General features: G+C 50.0%; 11 protein-coding genes. 2 read left to right on the top strand and 9 right to left on the bottom strand.

Annotated features, from left to right (window positions below; translation table 11 throughout):
* Positions 1–111 precede the first annotated feature (111 nt).
* The 9 genes from D3P08_RS12950 to D3P08_RS12910 all read right to left on the bottom strand — a co-directional run bounded on the left by D3P08_RS12950 (position 112) and on the right by D3P08_RS12910 (position 12,966).
* Complete coding sequence (locus D3P08_RS12950) at positions 112–1,767, bottom strand: helix-turn-helix domain-containing protein (protein ID WP_162848458.1); 1,656 nt, start codon at positions 1,765–1,767, stop codon at positions 112–114.
* Positions 1,739–3,094 carry an ABC transporter substrate-binding protein gene (locus D3P08_RS12945; RefSeq protein ID WP_119600112.1) on the bottom strand — a complete coding sequence of 452 codons (1,356 nt, stop codon included), beginning with the start codon at positions 3,092–3,094 and terminating at the stop codon, positions 1,739–1,741. The genes D3P08_RS12950 and D3P08_RS12945 overlap by 29 nt, the downstream gene beginning before the upstream one ends.
* Before the next feature lie 122 nt (positions 3,095–3,216).
* Entirely contained in the window at positions 3,217–4,989 is a 1,773-nt protein-coding gene (locus D3P08_RS12940; RefSeq protein ID WP_119600111.1) for a sensor histidine kinase, read from the bottom strand.
* 212 nt (positions 4,990–5,201) lie between these two features.
* Positions 5,202–6,824, bottom strand: a complete 1,623-nt coding sequence (locus tag D3P08_RS12935) for an extracellular solute-binding protein (RefSeq protein ID WP_119600110.1) — start codon at positions 6,822–6,824, stop codon at positions 5,202–5,204.
* 68 nt (positions 6,825–6,892) lie between these two features.
* Entirely contained in the window at positions 6,893–7,789 is an 897-nt protein-coding gene (locus D3P08_RS12930; protein WP_119600109.1) for a carbohydrate ABC transporter permease, read from the bottom strand.
* Between the two features lie 30 nt (positions 7,790–7,819).
* The gene (locus D3P08_RS12925; RefSeq protein ID WP_119600108.1) at positions 7,820–8,758 is read right to left on the bottom strand and encodes an ABC transporter permease; all 939 of its coding nucleotides are present in this window, start codon (positions 8,756–8,758) and stop codon (positions 7,820–7,822) included.
* A gap of 239 nt (positions 8,759–8,997) precedes the next feature.
* Complete coding sequence (locus D3P08_RS12920) at positions 8,998–9,273, bottom strand: dockerin type I repeat-containing protein (RefSeq protein ID WP_162848457.1); 276 nt, start codon at positions 9,271–9,273, stop codon at positions 8,998–9,000.
* 358 nt (positions 9,274–9,631) lie between these two features.
* Positions 9,632–11,032 carry a sulfatase family protein gene (locus D3P08_RS12915; protein ID WP_119600106.1) on the bottom strand — a complete coding sequence of 467 codons (1,401 nt, stop codon included), beginning with the start codon at positions 11,030–11,032 and terminating at the stop codon, positions 9,632–9,634.
* A 38-nt stretch (positions 11,033–11,070) separates the two neighbouring features.
* Positions 11,071–12,966, bottom strand: a complete 1,896-nt coding sequence (locus D3P08_RS12910; RefSeq protein WP_119600105.1) for a beta-N-acetylhexosaminidase — start codon at positions 12,964–12,966, stop codon at positions 11,071–11,073.
* A gap of 293 nt (positions 12,967–13,259) precedes the next feature.
* Between D3P08_RS12910 and D3P08_RS12905 the strand changes: the two genes are divergently transcribed.
* Positions 13,260–14,690, top strand: coding sequence for a response regulator transcription factor (locus D3P08_RS12905; protein ID WP_162848456.1), 1,431 nt, complete (start codon positions 13,260–13,262; stop codon positions 14,688–14,690).
* Complete coding sequence (locus D3P08_RS12900) at positions 14,687–16,453, top strand: sensor histidine kinase (RefSeq protein WP_119600103.1); 1,767 nt, start codon at positions 14,687–14,689, stop codon at positions 16,451–16,453. The genes D3P08_RS12905 and D3P08_RS12900 overlap by 4 nt, the downstream gene beginning before the upstream one ends.
* The last annotated feature ends 49 nt before the right edge of the window (positions 16,454–16,502 follow it).

Genomic DNA, 16,502 nt, shown 5'->3' with positions numbered 1-16,502 from the left:
CGGGTTAGGTGCTTATTTAGCATACAAATTATAGGACGCGTTACGAATGATCATTTTTGACCTCATATTGATCATTTTTGTTCTAGATTCCTGCGCGGAATAGGAGCTGGGCTAGGCCTGCCTCTCGTATTTTTTGCGATACGCGATTGGGCTGACGCCCGTTACTTTTTTGAAGATTCTGCTGAAGTGCTCGGGGTTGACATACCCTACCTTTTCGGCTACGTCGTAAATTTTCAATCCGTTCTCGAGGGCTTGCTTTGCTTTTTCGATTCGAAGATTCGTTAAATAGGGGATAAAATTGACGCCGGTTTCCTTCGCGAATTGTTTGCTGAGGTAGCTTTCGCTGACCCCTACCATCTCGCTAATGGTGGACAATAAGATTTCCTCATCATAATGCTTTTCGATAATGGCCTTCGCTTTAGCCACAACCGGACTAAGCCAGGCAGACGCGCCTTTGCTGACGGGATGCAGCTTCTCGTGCAGCAGCTCCAGAAATTGCTCGATCCATTTAACGGTCTCCTCCCAAGTCTCCAGCTGGCGAACCTGTTCGGCGGGATGAGGGAATACCGCTTGGATATCGTTCCAGGCAATACCGTTTCGGGAGATGACCGTCCCCGCTTCCCATATCATCTCGCTCAGCTCCGATTTGATCCGTTCGGGAAACGAAGGATAGCGCTCGATCAGCAAACCGAACCCATCCTGCAGCTGCCGCTTATAAACCGATTGATCCGCTTCTTTTAATGATTTGAGCAGCTCCGTCTTGAACAAGTTCCACTTGTCCTTCCATTGATTATGTTTGTCGGACGGCATACTCGTTTGTCTGGCCGCTTCGGGATAATAAAGATGATCATAGCCGTGAAAGTAACTAAGGACGGATAGCCGTTCCGCCTGCTGAAAGAGCCGGCTCCATTGCATAACGCCGTTCGCAACATGGCTGATTCCGATCGATATCCGCAAGTTCAAAAACTGACGCAGCCTGATCTGAACATCGGTTAGTACCGTATGGGTCAGTCTTCGGATGACGACTGTGCTGCATTGCTCGGGGAACGTAAAAAATATCGTGTAATGCCGGTCATCATGGCGGCAAACTCGGCATATCCCTTCATTTCTCTCTTTATTCGTTACGCTTCTGATTGTTTGAAGAATCATGCGGTGGGTATCCTCGAATGGGACGGCCTCCGAAAGCCTGATCAGCGCAACCTCTTGATTTTTTTCGCCCATGTGCTTTCGTACGATAGCTAAGCTTCGGTTCCAATCCTCCTTCTGCTCCAGCATAGGCTGCCCCGTTTCTTGGAGCACGGATAAGCGGTGCAGAATCGAGCAGACCGTTTCTTCTTCATCAGACGGGAGAGAATCCGCCAGGAGGCTTTGTCTTCGATTCAATTCATCCACTGTCTTCTCAAGTACCGGGATGATATAGTTTTCGTCCAGTTTCGCTTTCAGCATGTAGTCGAACGCGCCGAGCACAAAGGAATCTCGGACAAAGGAATAGTCGCTGTAAGCGCTTAGCATAATGACCAAAGGCTGCTGCGGAAAAGCCGCTTCGCGCACCGCTTTCAGCAGCTCCACCCCGTTCATGCGCGGCATCTGAATGTCGGCAAGAATGAGATCAATATCTTGACGCTCTTTCAAGAAAGCTAAAGCTTCGAATCCGTCGCCTGCTTCGCCCGCAATTTCAATATCGGCTGATGTCAATAAAATGTACTCCCGAAGCGCCAACCTGGCTAGAGGTTCGTCGTCAACGATGAGAGCTTGAAATTTCGCCATCCCTATCGCCTCCCGCATCATTTAAGGCTTGCACTGCCTTTGACCAGTTGTCGTTCAGCTTTCTCTGGATGTCCGCCACTTCTGCGCCTGCGAATATTTCCTGTCCGCTTTTCTTCTCATCATATTGTGCAGCGTTTTTAATTCGGATATAGTTCTCATCCTGTCCGTTATAGAGAAAGGGGACAAAAGGATGCTTGTTTCTTACTTCCGCAAAAAAAGGAAGGGTGGATTCCACATCAATCAGCGTAGATGTGTTTTGTGAAGTGTTAATGTAGGTTTGATAGACTTCGGGGCTAAACATCCATTCCAGAAACGCGACGGCTTCATTGGTGTGCTTGGAATGTCTGTTGACTGCTATATAATGGTCGTGCATGGTTGCCGAATAAATCTGTTCCGTCTTTGACGCTCTCCAAGGCAGCGCAAAAGCATCCAGGTCGCTATCATAATTCACTTTCGATTGATGCTCGGAGTAGTACCATTGCCCAAGCGCGATCATGGCCGCTTGGCCGGACTGGAACAATTGCGTCGCCTGATCAAACCCGATGTTCAGCGCATTCGGTCCCGCCAGTTCTTGGTCTGCAATCCGGCTAAGCATATTGGCGGATGTCTCGAAGGTTGATCCGGGACCAAAAGGCTTCTCCGTATTCGCCAGACGGGATAAATAATTGACATCCTTGGCTAGAACCGCCGGTCCAAATTCCATGAACGGGTAGAACGTCCACTCGTCCTTGCCGCCGATCGCGATTGGAATATATTGGCCATGGTCTTTGATTTTCTCCAGAACGTCCATAAATTCATCCAAGGTCTTGGGCACCTCGATACCTACTTCTTGAAAAATGCTGGGATGATAATAGACATATTCCGAATACGAAACGAGCGGCAATCCTACAATCTCTCCCTCGATATCGCCGGGAAACTTATTCCTTCGAGCCGCGTCTAATCCATTCAACGGAAGGAGGGAATCCTTGTATACCGGCAAATGACCGGATTTCAAATAAAACAAATCCGGCAAATCATTGGCGGCATAACGAACCTTAAGGTACTGTCCGCTATTATCCGGAATTGTCTCCACTTCAACCGTCACATTCGGTTTTAGCCTAGAATATTCTTTCACCTTTTTGGTCCAAAACTCGATGTCCGTCTTCGATTCCCAGATTCCGAGTTTCAAGCGGATCGGTTGATGATGATTCGGCGCGCGGGACGATTCGTTCGTAAAGACGCCCTGGTTCCCCCCATCTTGTTTCTCCATAAGAACGGAACCGGCCGTCCATCCGACTGCGAAGAGAATGAGCGCCACAGCGATAAGCCTTCCCCTTCTTCCCCTCATTTGTTCCTCTCCCCAATAAATGTATGCGTTTTAAAATATGAACCTCATCATACATGGAACGGAAACAGAACAATATGACGTTTTTGGTTCGTATTTGATCATTTATGTCATCGTTTTTGGACTTACGGCTCTACGCTTTCGTCCGGTTCCGTAATTATCGGGAGCCGGATGGTCACCTTCGTTCCATTTGGCTGATGCGGCTCATAATGAAGACCATACCCCCGGCCGTAATGCAGCTGAATTCGGTTATGCACATTTTTATTCCCCATCCCGCTAAAGGAATAAATCGGCGATTTTCCCTGAGGATCAGCGAACAGCTCCTCCGGCATGCCTACTCCGTTGTCTGCAATGGCGATAAGCAGATCATTGTCCGTCTGACGGATCGAAATTTGGATCTTCGCGGGATAATTGACCTCCTTGAGACCATGAATAATGCTGTTTTCCAGAATAGGCTGCAGAAGCAGCTTTAACAGGTAGTAGCGGGTAACGTTAGGACCGATATCCCAATCCGTCTCAATGGGTCTGCCGAAACGAATTTCCATAATGTAAAGATAATGCTTCAGCAAATCGATTTCTTCTTCGACCGTAATCAGAAGTCCTCCGCGATTAAAGGACGACGCCAGCATTCGGGTCAACGCGTGAGTCATGCTGCGTATATTATCCGCTTTGCTTATTAAAGCCATAAACTTGATGGAATTTAGCGTATTAATGAGGAAATGTGGGTTAATCTGCGACTGAAGGGCAGCAAATTCCGCCTTTCGCTTCTCCGTCTCCTGCTGCTCATGTTGTTCCAGCAGGTCCTGAATCTGAGCGGTCATGAGGTTAAAGGAATGTCCTAAGCGCACCATTTCCAAGCTTCCTGATTCGGTGCATCTCGCGCTTAAGTCTCCCCCCGTTACACGTACAATTTGCCGAAGCAGTTCGCTAAGCGGCTTTGTTACATTGGAAACAAAATAGAAAGAGATGAGCACAAGGGCCAAAATAATGAAAACAGCTAACAGCCATACAAAGGAATTTACATTATTGTATTTCTCCATAAGGCTGCTGAACGGAATCATCTGTACAATGAACCAATCCGTATTGTCGACTCTGGCATAAGTGACCAGGTGCTTACCGCCATTTTCATTGTCTACGAAAGCGCCTTTTGATTGACTGTCGAGGTTAGAAATCCAGTTGTTCGTAATGAGACTGCCACGGTCCACAATCGTATTCGAAGCAATGATTTGATGATCGTCACTCACAATATGCAGAATCGATTCCGAATTGTCGCGAGATTGGAGGATATGGTCAAAGGCGCCGCTTTCAAAGGTGAACAAAATCATTTCCAGCGATGAGAGGGAATGCAGCTCTTGCGGCGAAAAGGCTGCAGCCATCAAATACAAATTGTAGTTGCCGTAAAGCAAATTCGGAATCATTCCCAGAAACCGGACGTTGCCTCGAGCGTTGAGCGTTTCTTTATACCAGCTCTCGCCGCGAATATTGTTCTCGTCTGTCATCACGTTTTTGAGATAAGAATACGATTGATTATTGTCAAAAAAGAAATTAACCGAAAGAACGCGCCCAGAGACGGAAGCGGTGTACTTCTCGATCAGTATTTTAAGATTATAACTGGCCGCTTGCTTTTCGATCCCTGTGGAATGGTGGATGGCGGATACCGTCTCGAACACATCCCGGTCGACGCCGATGGAAGCGAATAAGCCCGACATCCTGCTTATCTCCTGGCTTACGGAATAGGCGAGCGCCTCCGAGGTTTGCAGCGATCTCTCTTTATTCTGTTCCAGAATATCCCGCTTGTAGATATGCAAAATAATATAGCTGATGAGGATAACAGGTATGATGACGACCAGAATGAAAAACAGCCTTAACGTGGTCGACATCCGCATATTTTTGTGCATATGGGCTCCTTATCGCGAGGGATGGAGAAAACCTTTACTATTCATTAAACATTTCCCAACAAAAATCCTTTTTCTTTGCATCACGCACGATACACTTTGTATCTTTCGAGGATAAAGAAGAGACATTCCAGCGGCGTACGCCGTGGAATGTCCATATCAATTATTATCGTACACCATTCCGGTTTTTTTCTGCCTGAATGGACAGCTCATCATTACTCGATGCCTTGCTCCGCTGCAGCGGCGTTTACTTCTTCAATCATCTTGTCAAGGCCCTTGGATTTATAGCCGTCAACAATTTTTTGCCACGTTTTCTCCACAGGATCATTAGACAGCATGACATTCAACAAATCGTCATGATCAAAAATGGTAAAGCTGTCTTTGGTCGGAGTCGACAAGTAAGTCAAGCGGATGTCGTATTCCGGCACCTTCGTATTTTCCAGAATCCAATCCATGTAGTCTACCGCTTGCTGCCGGATGCCCTCATTGGCGATTGCCGGGTTATTCATATCATAGCGGTCTGCCGTTTCATAGGCGACCAGATCTCTTAGGAAGCCGGTTAACGGATACTTCTCGACATGCGGAGTATCGCTCAGCAAAACCTTCTTGTCGCCTTCTACCTTGTAGTCGACGCCTTCTTTGCCGTAAGTGAGAAGATCTTTGCCTTCCGGAGATAATACGTAATCATACAGAGCCAAGATCCGGTCGAGCTTCTTCGGATCAATCTTGCCGCTAAAGTAGCTCTCGGACCAGTAGGTCTTGAAGATCGCATGATGACGCTCGCCGTCAGGTCCGGTCAAAGGCTTGAGTACTTTGACCGTTTCGGAAATATCCTTATCCGGGTAGCTGGCTGCCCAACGCTTCGTATTGATATTCAAGTCCAGGTTGACAAAGCCGCCGCCGGAGAGCATCGCTGCCGCTTTGCCGGAAGCAAACTTGTCATACGCGATATCCGGGCTTGTCAGCGCAATGTCCGGGTCAATCAAATTGTTGTCATACATTTCCTTCATATTTTGAAGGGCCGGCAACGCGTTTTTCGAGAATACGGCCGGAATGAACTTGCCGTCTTCCTTGATCCACTTGAAGTCCGCGCCGCTGCCGTCGCTTGTTGCCACAGGGTTGCCGTACAGCCAGAACAATCCGCCCAGCATTTTCACTTGAGCTGCCGTCAGGCCCGTAATTTGCTTGCCTTCCGGATCGGCCTTCACGATGGCGTCCAGCATCGCCTTGAATTCATCCCACGTCTCCGGCTCCTTCGTAATGCCGGCGGCTTGCGCCAAATCCCAACGATAGTAGACGGTGCGGTCAAGCGCGCTCCAGTCTACGCTCGGGAACATCCTTCTTGGAATCGTGTAGTGCTTGCCGTCAACAGCCAATCCCGCAATATCCGGCGCCTCAAAATATTGGGCTAGGTTCGGGTACTTTGCCAGGTCCGGCAGCGGAGCAACGACGCCTTGCTCAACCCACTTGCGCTGATACTGCGTGCCGATCGCGTCGATCGCGAATACATCCGGCAGCTGTCCGGAAGCGGCCCACATCTGAATCTTCTGGCCATAGTCGTCCCAGGTCGTATTAACCGGTTTGATCGTGATGTTGAACTTTTGCAAAATTTCTTGCACGATCGGGTCGTCCTTAAGCTTAGCCATTTCTGCTTCTACGTCCCAGAATGAGACGGAAACCTCCATCGGTTCGCTATACGGATTTTCTTCTCCTCCCGCAGATGGGCTTTCGCTCTCTGACGGCTTCTCGTTCCCGTTGTTGCCGCTGCAAGCCGCTAGCAATCCGATGAACAATGTCATACATGCCAAGATGACGCCAAACTTTTGAATACGTTTCATCCATGAATCCTCCCTTTTCTCATTTTGAAGCTTTTGTTAGGACAGGACAAGCATCTATATGAATTTCCTTATCCTTTAATGGAGCCTACCAATATCCCTTTGGCGAAGTGCTTCTGCAAGAAGGGATACACCATCAGGATCGGCACGCTGGAGATGACGATCGTCGCCATCTGTAAAGCCGGCGTATATACTTTGCTGGAATCGCTGTCCGCCGCTTGTTGGGCCAACGTATTCAGCAGCTGATTGCTCGTAATGAGCGTCTCCCGCAAATAAATTTGAAGCGGCGTCTTGGCGGAGTCGCTGATGAAGATAAGCGCGTACCACCATTCGTTCCACCGCTCCACCGCGTAGAACAGACCGAAGGTTGCAATGAACGGAGCGGAGATCGGCAAAATGATTTTGAACAAAATATACAGGTCATTGGCTCCGTCCAGCTTCGCCGATTCCTCCAAGCTCTCCGGCAGCGTGCCGAAGTAGTTCTTCATAATGATTAAGTAGAACGTGTTGAGGCCCGCCGGAATAATCATAACGAGAATATTGTTGACGAGTCCCAAATCCTTGATGATGAGGTAAAAGGGAATAAGCCCGCCATTAAAAAACATGGTGAATAGAATAAGCGTCAGCATCCCGTTGCGGCCCGGCATTCCTTTCTTGGAGAGCGCATAAGCGCCCGTAACCGATATCGCCATGCTGAACAGCACGCCGGCGACCGTTACGATAACCGTATTAATCGCGGAGCTCCAGAACTTCCCGTCGGATAAAATGACCTTATATGCCGTCAGATCGAAGGAGAGCGGCAGCAAATAAAGATTATGCTGGCTGATCACCTCGAACTTGGCGATAGATATAATGAGCACGTTGTAGAACGGAAAAAATGTAATGAGGGACAGCAGTCCGAGCACGATATATACGGCAATATCGAAGGGGCTCAGTCCTTTTTTCTTCTTAGCTTCCGTTAGCTTCACTGTCTGATAACCTCCTATCCGTAGCTGTGTTTAATAAAGTCCTTCCTCGCCCATTCGCTTCACAATCGTATTGGCGACGACGAGAAGCACGAGGCTAATAACGGATTTAATAAGTCCGACTGCCGTCATATAACCGAAATCTCCGCCTACCTGGAACGATGTCCGGTAAATATACGTATCGACGACATCCGCCACGCCGTAAACCGGCGAGCTGTACAGGTTAAAGATTTGGACGAAGCTTGCGCCTTGCGTAAGCATCTGGCCTACGTGCAGGATAAGCAGGATCGCCACGGTGCTCTTCATTCCTGGCCATGCGATATGGAGCAATCGTTTGAACCGGTTAGCGCCGTCCATCTCAGCCGCCTCATACAGCTCGGGATTAATGCCAGCCAGCGCCGCCAAGTAAATGATCGAATCCCAGCCAACTTCCCGCCACATATGCGTGAAATAAAGGAGAGGCCGGAAGGAATCGCTGTCCGTCAGAGGCGAAATCGGATCGAAACCGAAAACCATCAACACTTGGTTCACAACACCGTCTCGGCTAAGGATAATCGTAATAATACCGGCCAGCACAACCCATGAGATAAAATGCGGGAATGTTAAGACCGTCTGGAAAAACCTTTTGGCTGTTTTTCTCGAAAATTCATTAATGAGAATAGCCAGAATAATCGGCATTGGAAAATTGATAAGCAGCTTCATTAAGCTGATGATGATCGTGTTCTTGAATGCCGTATGGAAATCAGCGTCCGACCATAATTTTTGGAAATGCTCGAAACCAATCCATGGGCTGCCCCAAATGCCGCCGCTGTAGTCGAACGTCTTAAAAGCCAGCGTTACGCCATACATCGGCCCATAAGCGAATAACGCGTACCATATGAGAACCGGCAGAACCATCAGATAAAAGTACTTGTGCTGAAGCATCGTCTTCCAAAGGTTCCTTGATGTTCTAACTTTCTCCCCGCTCTGCATTAGAAGTCACTCCTTGCATGTTCTATTTTTCTATTAGCATGGAACCGTTTGTTTCCGCTTTCTTAGTATAGTAGGGACGGCGGAAGCGGAGTATGGACAGAATCCATCTTCTATGTGGACTCCCTCATGAAAGTGCTTTCATACATTTTCAATCGCATATTTCGACATAGGCGGCTTAAATTTGTACATATGTCCAAAAAAGAAACCTTGAAAGGCTGTTAAGCCGATCAAGGTTCGAATCACTCATTCCACAATTTTCTGGCCACCTGCGCCAAATCTGTAATATCAATCTTGCCGTCGTAATTTACGTCCGCAGCCTTCGCCGCGCTCCAATCCGGACTATCGACGTTTTTATCGTAATGTGCCGCTGCGATCGCAAGATCCCCAATGCTCACTCTGCCGTCCTTATTCACATCCAGCAGATTGCCTGGATCGACTGGCTGAACCGTAATGCTCCGGGTAACGGGCGCCGCATTCCTTTCCGCACCTTGCGGGTCGCTCACCGTAACTTGCACGACTTCAATTTCTCCCCTGGAAGACGTATCGACAACTTTGGCTCGCAAGGTCAATGCAATGAACGTCCCGTCTGTCCGGATCGCTTGATCCTCCCCGTCACTTTTTTTCGTTTTTTCAATGCGAATACTCCTTCACTTTGTCGATTTAGCCAAGTAAACGCGCTTCATGCTGTTCGGCTGAATCGAATCATACCGTATCGAAGGATTAATCAGAATGATCATATTTGAAGGAACATGATGATATTTGATCAAGCGCGCAAGTCGAACAACGGTCTTAACAGAGTCTGGTCCATCCTCAGGCATAAACAAGGCGTCTCCGTTTGATCCGCCATAGACGGGGAGACGCCCTGCTGTTCTGCTATACGCGCTGTTCTTCCCGCCAGCTCCTATATTCCTCGGCATGCAGCGGTCCGCCTTCCTTCATAACCGTCCATAACGGATCGGTGTCGCAATCCATCGTCGCCATCATATCGTCATGCCATTCGTTCAGCAGATAGACCGCTTCTTTACATACGTCACGCCGCTCCTGCGACATATCATGCTGCTCGTAAGGATCCGCCTTCAAATTAAATAACATTTCTTTCGGGAATCCATGATAACCGTCGTGATAGGAGCGAATGTAGAGCCAATCTCCGAATCGGACGCTGCGCTGGCAGACATGGGCGCACTGACTCAGCACGAGATAGTCTCGGCCCCTGTCGGACGCGCGGCGAATATCGTTGGCATAGCTGATACCGTCCCAGCGCTCCGGATGTCTGGCGCCGACAAGATCGGCAAGCGTAGGCGCGAGGTCCAGATGATAGTGCAGCCCCTCTTTCGTCACGCCGCGTTCGCCGCCCGGCCAACGGAAAATCATCGGAATACGGCAGGTGCCTTGGTCGGCTGTGCCATGCTCGGAATAAATGCCGAGCTCCCCCATGTTCTCCCCGTGATCCGCGGTGACGAGAATCGCCGTATCCTCCATAACACCAAGCCGCTCCAGCATCGACAGCACCTGACCGATATGATCATCCATATACCGGATCGCGCAATCGTAATTATCGACGATCAGACGGATATCTTCATAAGCTTCGATCTGCTTGCTGTGCCGGCTCCACCTGCTGTAGTGCGACCTCGCCAGCGCATTCATATCCGTGATGCTATGCTGTCCTTCCTTCTGCAGATGGGTCTGGAACACCTCTTCCGTCAGCCACTCCGGCAGCGGCTCGTCCGCAAACGGATGTCCGACAGCATCCGGTACCCGGTATGGAGTGTGAGGATCCCAGAAGTTCAGATGCAGGAACCAATCCTCCGCCTGTCCGTTGTCCTCCAGCCACTTGAGAGCAGTCGGCAGCACTTGATGCGCGGATTCCAGCCCGTTCTCTCCAATGTTATGAACCTCGTGAAAGCCGGCATTGAATGTCCATGCGGAATGCCGATCCGCGAACGTGCTGATCGTCGCCGTTTTATAGCCCTGCTCCCGCAGCACATAGGGAAGAGTTTCCCGCTTAAGCCGGTCCTCGAAGCGCCGTCCCGCACCGTCCCGCCGCATATCCGCCGCTGTGCCGCCATGACCCGCGACACCGGTATGAATCCCGAACCTGCCCGACATGAGTGCCGTCCGGGAAGGCATGCAAGGCGCGTCGGAGCAATAGTAGTTGGTGAAGAGCACACCTTCCCCGGCAATGCGGTCAATATTGGGCGACGTATTTCGATGATACCCGTAACAGCCAAGATGATCGGGACGTAGCGAGTCCAAGTCCAATAATAAAATTCTCATAATCATTTCATCTCCCTGATGTCGTAGTAAGCCTATGTCTATATGCCGGCAAGAACAGAAGGCGTGGCGATCGCATGCCACAAGGCCGCGCTGATCACCTTCGTCTCGCTCTCCTCCCTCGCGTCGAACGTCAGAATCGGTTCCTCCAGCTCTTCCAGGTGCGAAACCCCGCCCCCAAGATATTGGCTGATGCGAGCCATCGCGGTTTCGATCCGTTGAAGAAGGCCGCCCATTCGCAGATCGAACACATCCAAACCGAAGATTTTGTTCTCCTGCATCCATTGCTTCTTATAAACGTTCATAAACCGCTCGGTCCTTGCCTTAAGCTCCGGAAGCAGCATCTCCACGTAAATCGCGAGTTCCTCTTTGTTTCCGCTGCGGTACGCCTCTCGAATTTCGATTCCGGCCACCGCCTTGAGCTCAAGCAGACTGCAGAGCGCAGCCTGCGTCTCGAAAAGAACGCTCCATTCCGGATTGCGGCCTGCTGCGGCTTTCAACAGCGCCGCGCTTCTGTAGTAATGCTCTTTATATGCTTCGGGAAGCACATGCTTGTCGAACAGCCCGTACAGCACATCCTGGTACAGCAAATATTTGCTCGGATTGACCTGGTTACCCATGCTTCGTCCCGGCGAAGGATTGTCCGGCACGAGATTGGCAAGATCCAAAGAGATGAAATCCTCGTATTCGCCGCTGGCGCATGTCGCGAAGCGCTCCCGCAGAACGGATTCGTCTCCCGTGTTCTTATAACAAAGCTCAGCCCACAGCTGTAAGGTAGGAAGAACGGCGTAGAAGGAGCATTCCGCGCCATTGTCACCCCATGCCGTAACGAGCGTCTCGCGGATGCCGCTTTCGATGCAGCTTTCATGCGCCATGATGCCGATATGACGGCTGAACGCATTATTTGGAGTAAAACCCATCCACTTCCACGCGCCGCCGGCGAATACGATGTTGTCGCTCAGCTGCTTGTGCTTTTTCATCATTCCGTCGTATTTCGCCCGGTCCTCTGTGTAATAATCCCAATAAACCAGCTTCAAATCCTCTGGGATCATAGCCGCGATGTCCGCGCGGATCGGACTATCGGGGTCATAGTATTCGCCTCCGCTCGCAAGCCGGAAGAACATATCGCTCCACATCATCGGTTTATAGCCATACGAACGAGCAATTTCCATCACCTTGGTGAAATGTTTCATCATCAGCGCAGACCGGTCATGGTAGCCATGCTTGTCCAAATATTTGCCCAGCCCCATCATATGCGCTTCGTCCATCCCGATGTTGATGCTCCTGCTGCTTAAATTGCCCGCCATTGTGCGGAACATCTCTTCGATCAGCTCGTATGTCTTCGGCTCGTCGATCAGCAAAATATCGTTGCAATCGACCAGATCCGCATGCGCCGCCCACTTCAGCGCTGGACCGAGATGAGCGAGCGTCTGTATGCAAGGAACCAGCTCGATGCCGAACATCGCCGCATAGCGGTCCATACTTTTCCATTGCTCCGTCGTGTAACGTCCTCGCATATAACCGAAATAGGGATAGCTCTCCATCTCGTAAGTGTCCTCGGTATACAGCTGTATATGGGTATAGCCCATTAGCGCGAGACGATGAACGATTGATTGGAACGCGTCCATATGGAGAACAGCATTCCTCGAACAATCAATCATGACGCCCAGACTGCTGTACCAGGGCGTCTCATGGATACTGAACGGCTTCCCTTTTCGAATGCCCTCTACAACCAGTCCGAACGCTCGAACAAATTGGGAGCCTCCTTCACAGGAAACGACTGCCGTTTGCCCGTCGTATTGAACGATTATTCCGCTATTCCCTCTCTCGAAACGCAAGGGGAGGCCCTCTGCCGACAACGAAACCCTCAAGCACCTTGCCGCTTCGGAAAGCGCTTGCCTCTGATTCTCCGTTATCCCTGTCACATGAATTTTCATCTTCCTCTGCTCCTGTCACTTCAATATCGTTCTGACTCAATCGGCATAGCCGGCAAGGAAGGAACTGGAACCCCTGTCGTCCAATCCGAAAAATGATTTCCAACCTGTATTCAGCCATATTATAATGAACAATTAGTGCTGCGCTGTATAGATAAAACATTGTATTCACGGTTAATAAATATGAAAGTGCTTACTTTTATTTGAATTCATAGTATTTTGCATATTTATCTTATTTTTTTCTATACGATTCCGTAAGGAAGCTCATGTACGATTGCTGTAAAGGGGGCTTTGCTATGTACAAAGCAATTATCGTGGATGATGAACGGTGGATTGTTGAAGGGATAAAAGCCGGCGTTCGCTGGAAAACATATGGCTTTCAAGTCGTCGGGGAGGCTGAGAACGGTAAGGAGGGTCTAGAACTAATCGAGAAGCTTCAGCCGGACTTTGTCCTGACCGATATTAAGATGCCGCTCGTTAACGGCCTCGAGCTGATCAAGCGAGGCAAAGAAATTTCCCCGCACACGATATTCGCCGTGCTCAGCGGCCATGCGGAATTCGCTTACGCACAGAAAGCGCTCAATTACGGAACATTCGGCTACTGTCTTAAGCCGTTCGAAATCGAGGAAATCGAGACTATGCTTGCCAAAATCTCGCAGTCACTGAAGGAGCGATCCGGGGCGAAGCCCGACCGTGACGCACAAGAGCTGTACGAGGTTCTGTGCTCCGGGAACATACAGCAGCTGGAAGAGAAGCTATCTTCCGCCGGGATGCCGGTAAGCGCGGATATGCCTGTCACGCCGGTTGTCATACATGGCTACGTGCCATCACCCAATCAGGACATTCATCATATCCGCTTCCGGATGAATAAAAAACGGGTCGGGCTGCTTCTCTACAGCTATTTGGCAGATGACTTCCTAAGCTTCCTTGACTTATCCGGGAGCGGCAGCGGCATGGAATACAGCATCGGGATAGGCACGTCCTCCGCCAGCGCCGCCGAGCTGGAAGCGTCGCTTGAAGCGGCAACGATAGCGGCCTATGGCAGCTTCTCCACAGGAAAAAGCGGCGTTTATCGGCCGATTGCTTCATCGGAATCGAAGATGGACGACCTGCTGTCGGAGCTTGCCGGGGCGCTTGCCCAGAAAGACCGGATCCGCTTCGTGTCGGTTATGGAGTCCTGCAGGCCGTTGTTCCACAGCTATACCTTATCGATTAAGGACGCCTACATGATTTTCAACACCGTTATGTACCTGTTCACAAGGGAAGGCGTTAAAGCAAACGCAAGGTTTCTAGAGGGCTACGATCAGCTCTCTTACGATTACGGCCATGCTGACGCTATGATTGATTATTTAGTGAAGCACACCCTTAATCAGCTGTCCGACGAGTTATCCTCCAGACTTGCCGGCGTGACGCATAACCGCATCAAGGAAATCGTTACGTACATTCACCATCACTTTAACCAGGAAATATCGATCCAGAGCTTGTCCGAGAGGTTTTACCTAAGCCCCACTTATTTGTCGCAGCTGTTCAAAAAAGAGGTTGGAGAAAACTTCGTGGAATATTTATCCCGTCAGCGAATCCAATATGCCTGCAAGCTGCTCGCCGAGACGGATTTGACGGTCAGCCAGATCGGAGAAAAATGCGGCTTCAACGACTATTTCTACTTCACCCGCATCTTTAAAAGGCTGAACGGCATGACGCCAACGCAGTACAGGGAATCGCGATGAAGGCCTTCAGCAAGCTTTCTATTCGAACGCAGGTGCTGGCGATCGGAGCGATTTTCCTAGCTGTCATCCCCCTCGTCAGCATCATGGCGTTCCGGCAATCCAGCGATGTCATCGTCGGCCAAAATACGCAGTACAACATGGAGCTTGTGTCTAATCTGAGGCAGCGGGTATCGGATAACTACGCCAAAATTTCGGGAATTATGATTAATCTCGGCTATGATTCGACCGTCCAAGACTTCCTTGCGGAGAACGATAAGCTGCGAACATACGAGCTTTCAAAAAAAGTAAACAGCCTGATGGGCGTTATTAAAAGCACCAACCCCGATATTACGGACATTATTATTGTGAACGCCGCCGGGAAGCACACCACGCTAACCGGAAAAATCGGACTGGCGCACGAATTGATGGGCAAGCTTGACGAAAGAGAAGTTAAAGTTCGTTACGGCGGGTTCATTCATGACGATCCGAAGTTGGTCAACGACTCCTTTTTATTCGGCATGAACCTGTTCGCATCCCGCGACACGTACCGGTATGGAGAAAAAATCGGCTTCATTGCGGTTGTGCTGGATGCCAAATCGATCCAATCGGAGATTGAAAAGTTTCCCCGCCTTTCGGGCACAAGCTTTTATCTCAGAACGAACGGCGAGCTTGCCTTCGCCAACGCGGCCGGGTTAGTCCTGAATTTGGACGAGGACCAGCTAGCGCTCTACTCCGATTACGGGGAAAATGCCGTTATTGAAAAGATCGGCGGGAAATCATACGCCATTCAATCTTTCGCACTGCCTGAAATAAACGGCAATATTCTTTCCGCGGTTCCAATCGGCAATCTGATAAAAGAGCTTGAAGGGCTGAAACGAACCAGCTATATCATGATTATCGTTACGCTCGCGCTCGTCACCATTCCGTATATCGTCCTGATGATGAATATACTGAAACCGCTCGGGAAGCTGATCGCATTTATGAAACGGCTGAAGAGCGGCAATCTCGAGGTGCTGCATACGAAGGTCGAGCTGGAGGGCTACGCCGAAATTGAGGTGATTTCCACTCAGTTCAACACGATGCTCAACCGGATTAATGACCTGACTCAGCAACTGGTGGAGACGACCGGCGAGCTTTACCAAGCTGACATCGAGCGGCAGCGCGCGGAGATGTCCTTCCTGCAAAGTCAGATCAATCCGCATTTCCTTAGCAATACGCTCGACGCCATTAAAGGGATTGCCATTGTGAAGGGAAACCGGGATATCTACGAAATGACTGCGGCCTTAAGCCGGATGCTGCGCTACAGCATTAAGGGGGCGAACGAGGTCACGCTGGAGGAAGAGCTGAAAATTATTAGCTCCTATATTACTATACATCAAGGGAGATTCCCGGGAAGAATCCAGTTCGAGGAATATATTACGGAAGAGCTGCAGAGCGTCCTTATCCCGAAAATGATCATTCAGCCTCTTATCGAGAATGCGTTAACCCACGGGCTTGAACCCCATGCGAGCGGAGGGAAAGTCGTCATTCAAGCGGAGCTTCGGGAAGATCGGCATATGGAAATCATCGTAACAGACAACGGCGTCGGAATGGAGCCGCAGCGTCTGAACCAGCTCAGGAGCGCGCTGCGCTCCAAAGACCGCGCAGCCAATCAACACATCGGCATTAAAAACGTTAACGACCGGATTCGTCTCCATTACGGGGAGGGATACGGCATCGAGATCAACAGCTGGCTAGGAAGCGGCACTGTCGTACGGTTATTGCTGCCGATAACGCCGGCTTGAGCAGTTCATGCCCCACTCCATATGCCTGCGCGAAGAAAGCCGTCCCTAT

The organism is Paenibacillus nanensis (assembly GCF_003583765.1).
Classification (GTDB): Bacteria; Bacillota; Bacilli; order Paenibacillales; family Paenibacillaceae; genus Pristimantibacillus; species Pristimantibacillus nanensis.
The sequence above is the reverse complement of the archived record's forward strand: the minus strand, read 5'-3'. Positions and strand labels throughout refer to the sequence as shown.

Excerpts from the sequence above, each read along its gene's own strand:
- D3P08_RS12915 (WP_119600106.1), bottom strand. The coding sequence starts at position 11,032 with ATGAGAATTTTATTATTGGACTTGGACTCGCTACGTCCCGATCATCTT.
- D3P08_RS12935 (WP_119600110.1), bottom strand. The coding sequence starts at position 6,824 with ATGAAACGTATTCAAAAGTTTGGCGTCATCTTGGCATGTATGACATTG.
- D3P08_RS12900 (WP_119600103.1), top strand. The coding sequence starts at position 14,687 with ATGAAGGCCTTCAGCAAGCTTTCTATTCGAACGCAGGTGCTGGCGATC.
- D3P08_RS12940 (WP_119600111.1), bottom strand. The coding sequence starts at position 4,989 with ATGCACAAAAATATGCGGATGTCGACCACGTTAAGGCTGTTTTTCATT.
- D3P08_RS12950 (WP_162848458.1), bottom strand. The coding sequence starts at position 1,767 with ATGGCGAAATTTCAAGCTCTCATCGTTGACGACGAACCTCTAGCCAGG.
- D3P08_RS12945 (WP_119600112.1), bottom strand. The coding sequence starts at position 3,094 with ATGAGGGGAAGAAGGGGAAGGCTTATCGCTGTGGCGCTCATTCTCTTC.
- D3P08_RS12910 (WP_119600105.1), bottom strand. The coding sequence starts at position 12,966 with ATGAAAATTCATGTGACAGGGATAACGGAGAATCAGAGGCAAGCGCTT.
- D3P08_RS12905 (WP_162848456.1), top strand. The coding sequence starts at position 13,260 with ATGTACAAAGCAATTATCGTGGATGATGAACGGTGGATTGTTGAAGGG.
- D3P08_RS12925 (WP_119600108.1), bottom strand. The coding sequence starts at position 8,758 with ATGCAGAGCGGGGAGAAAGTTAGAACATCAAGGAACCTTTGGAAGACG.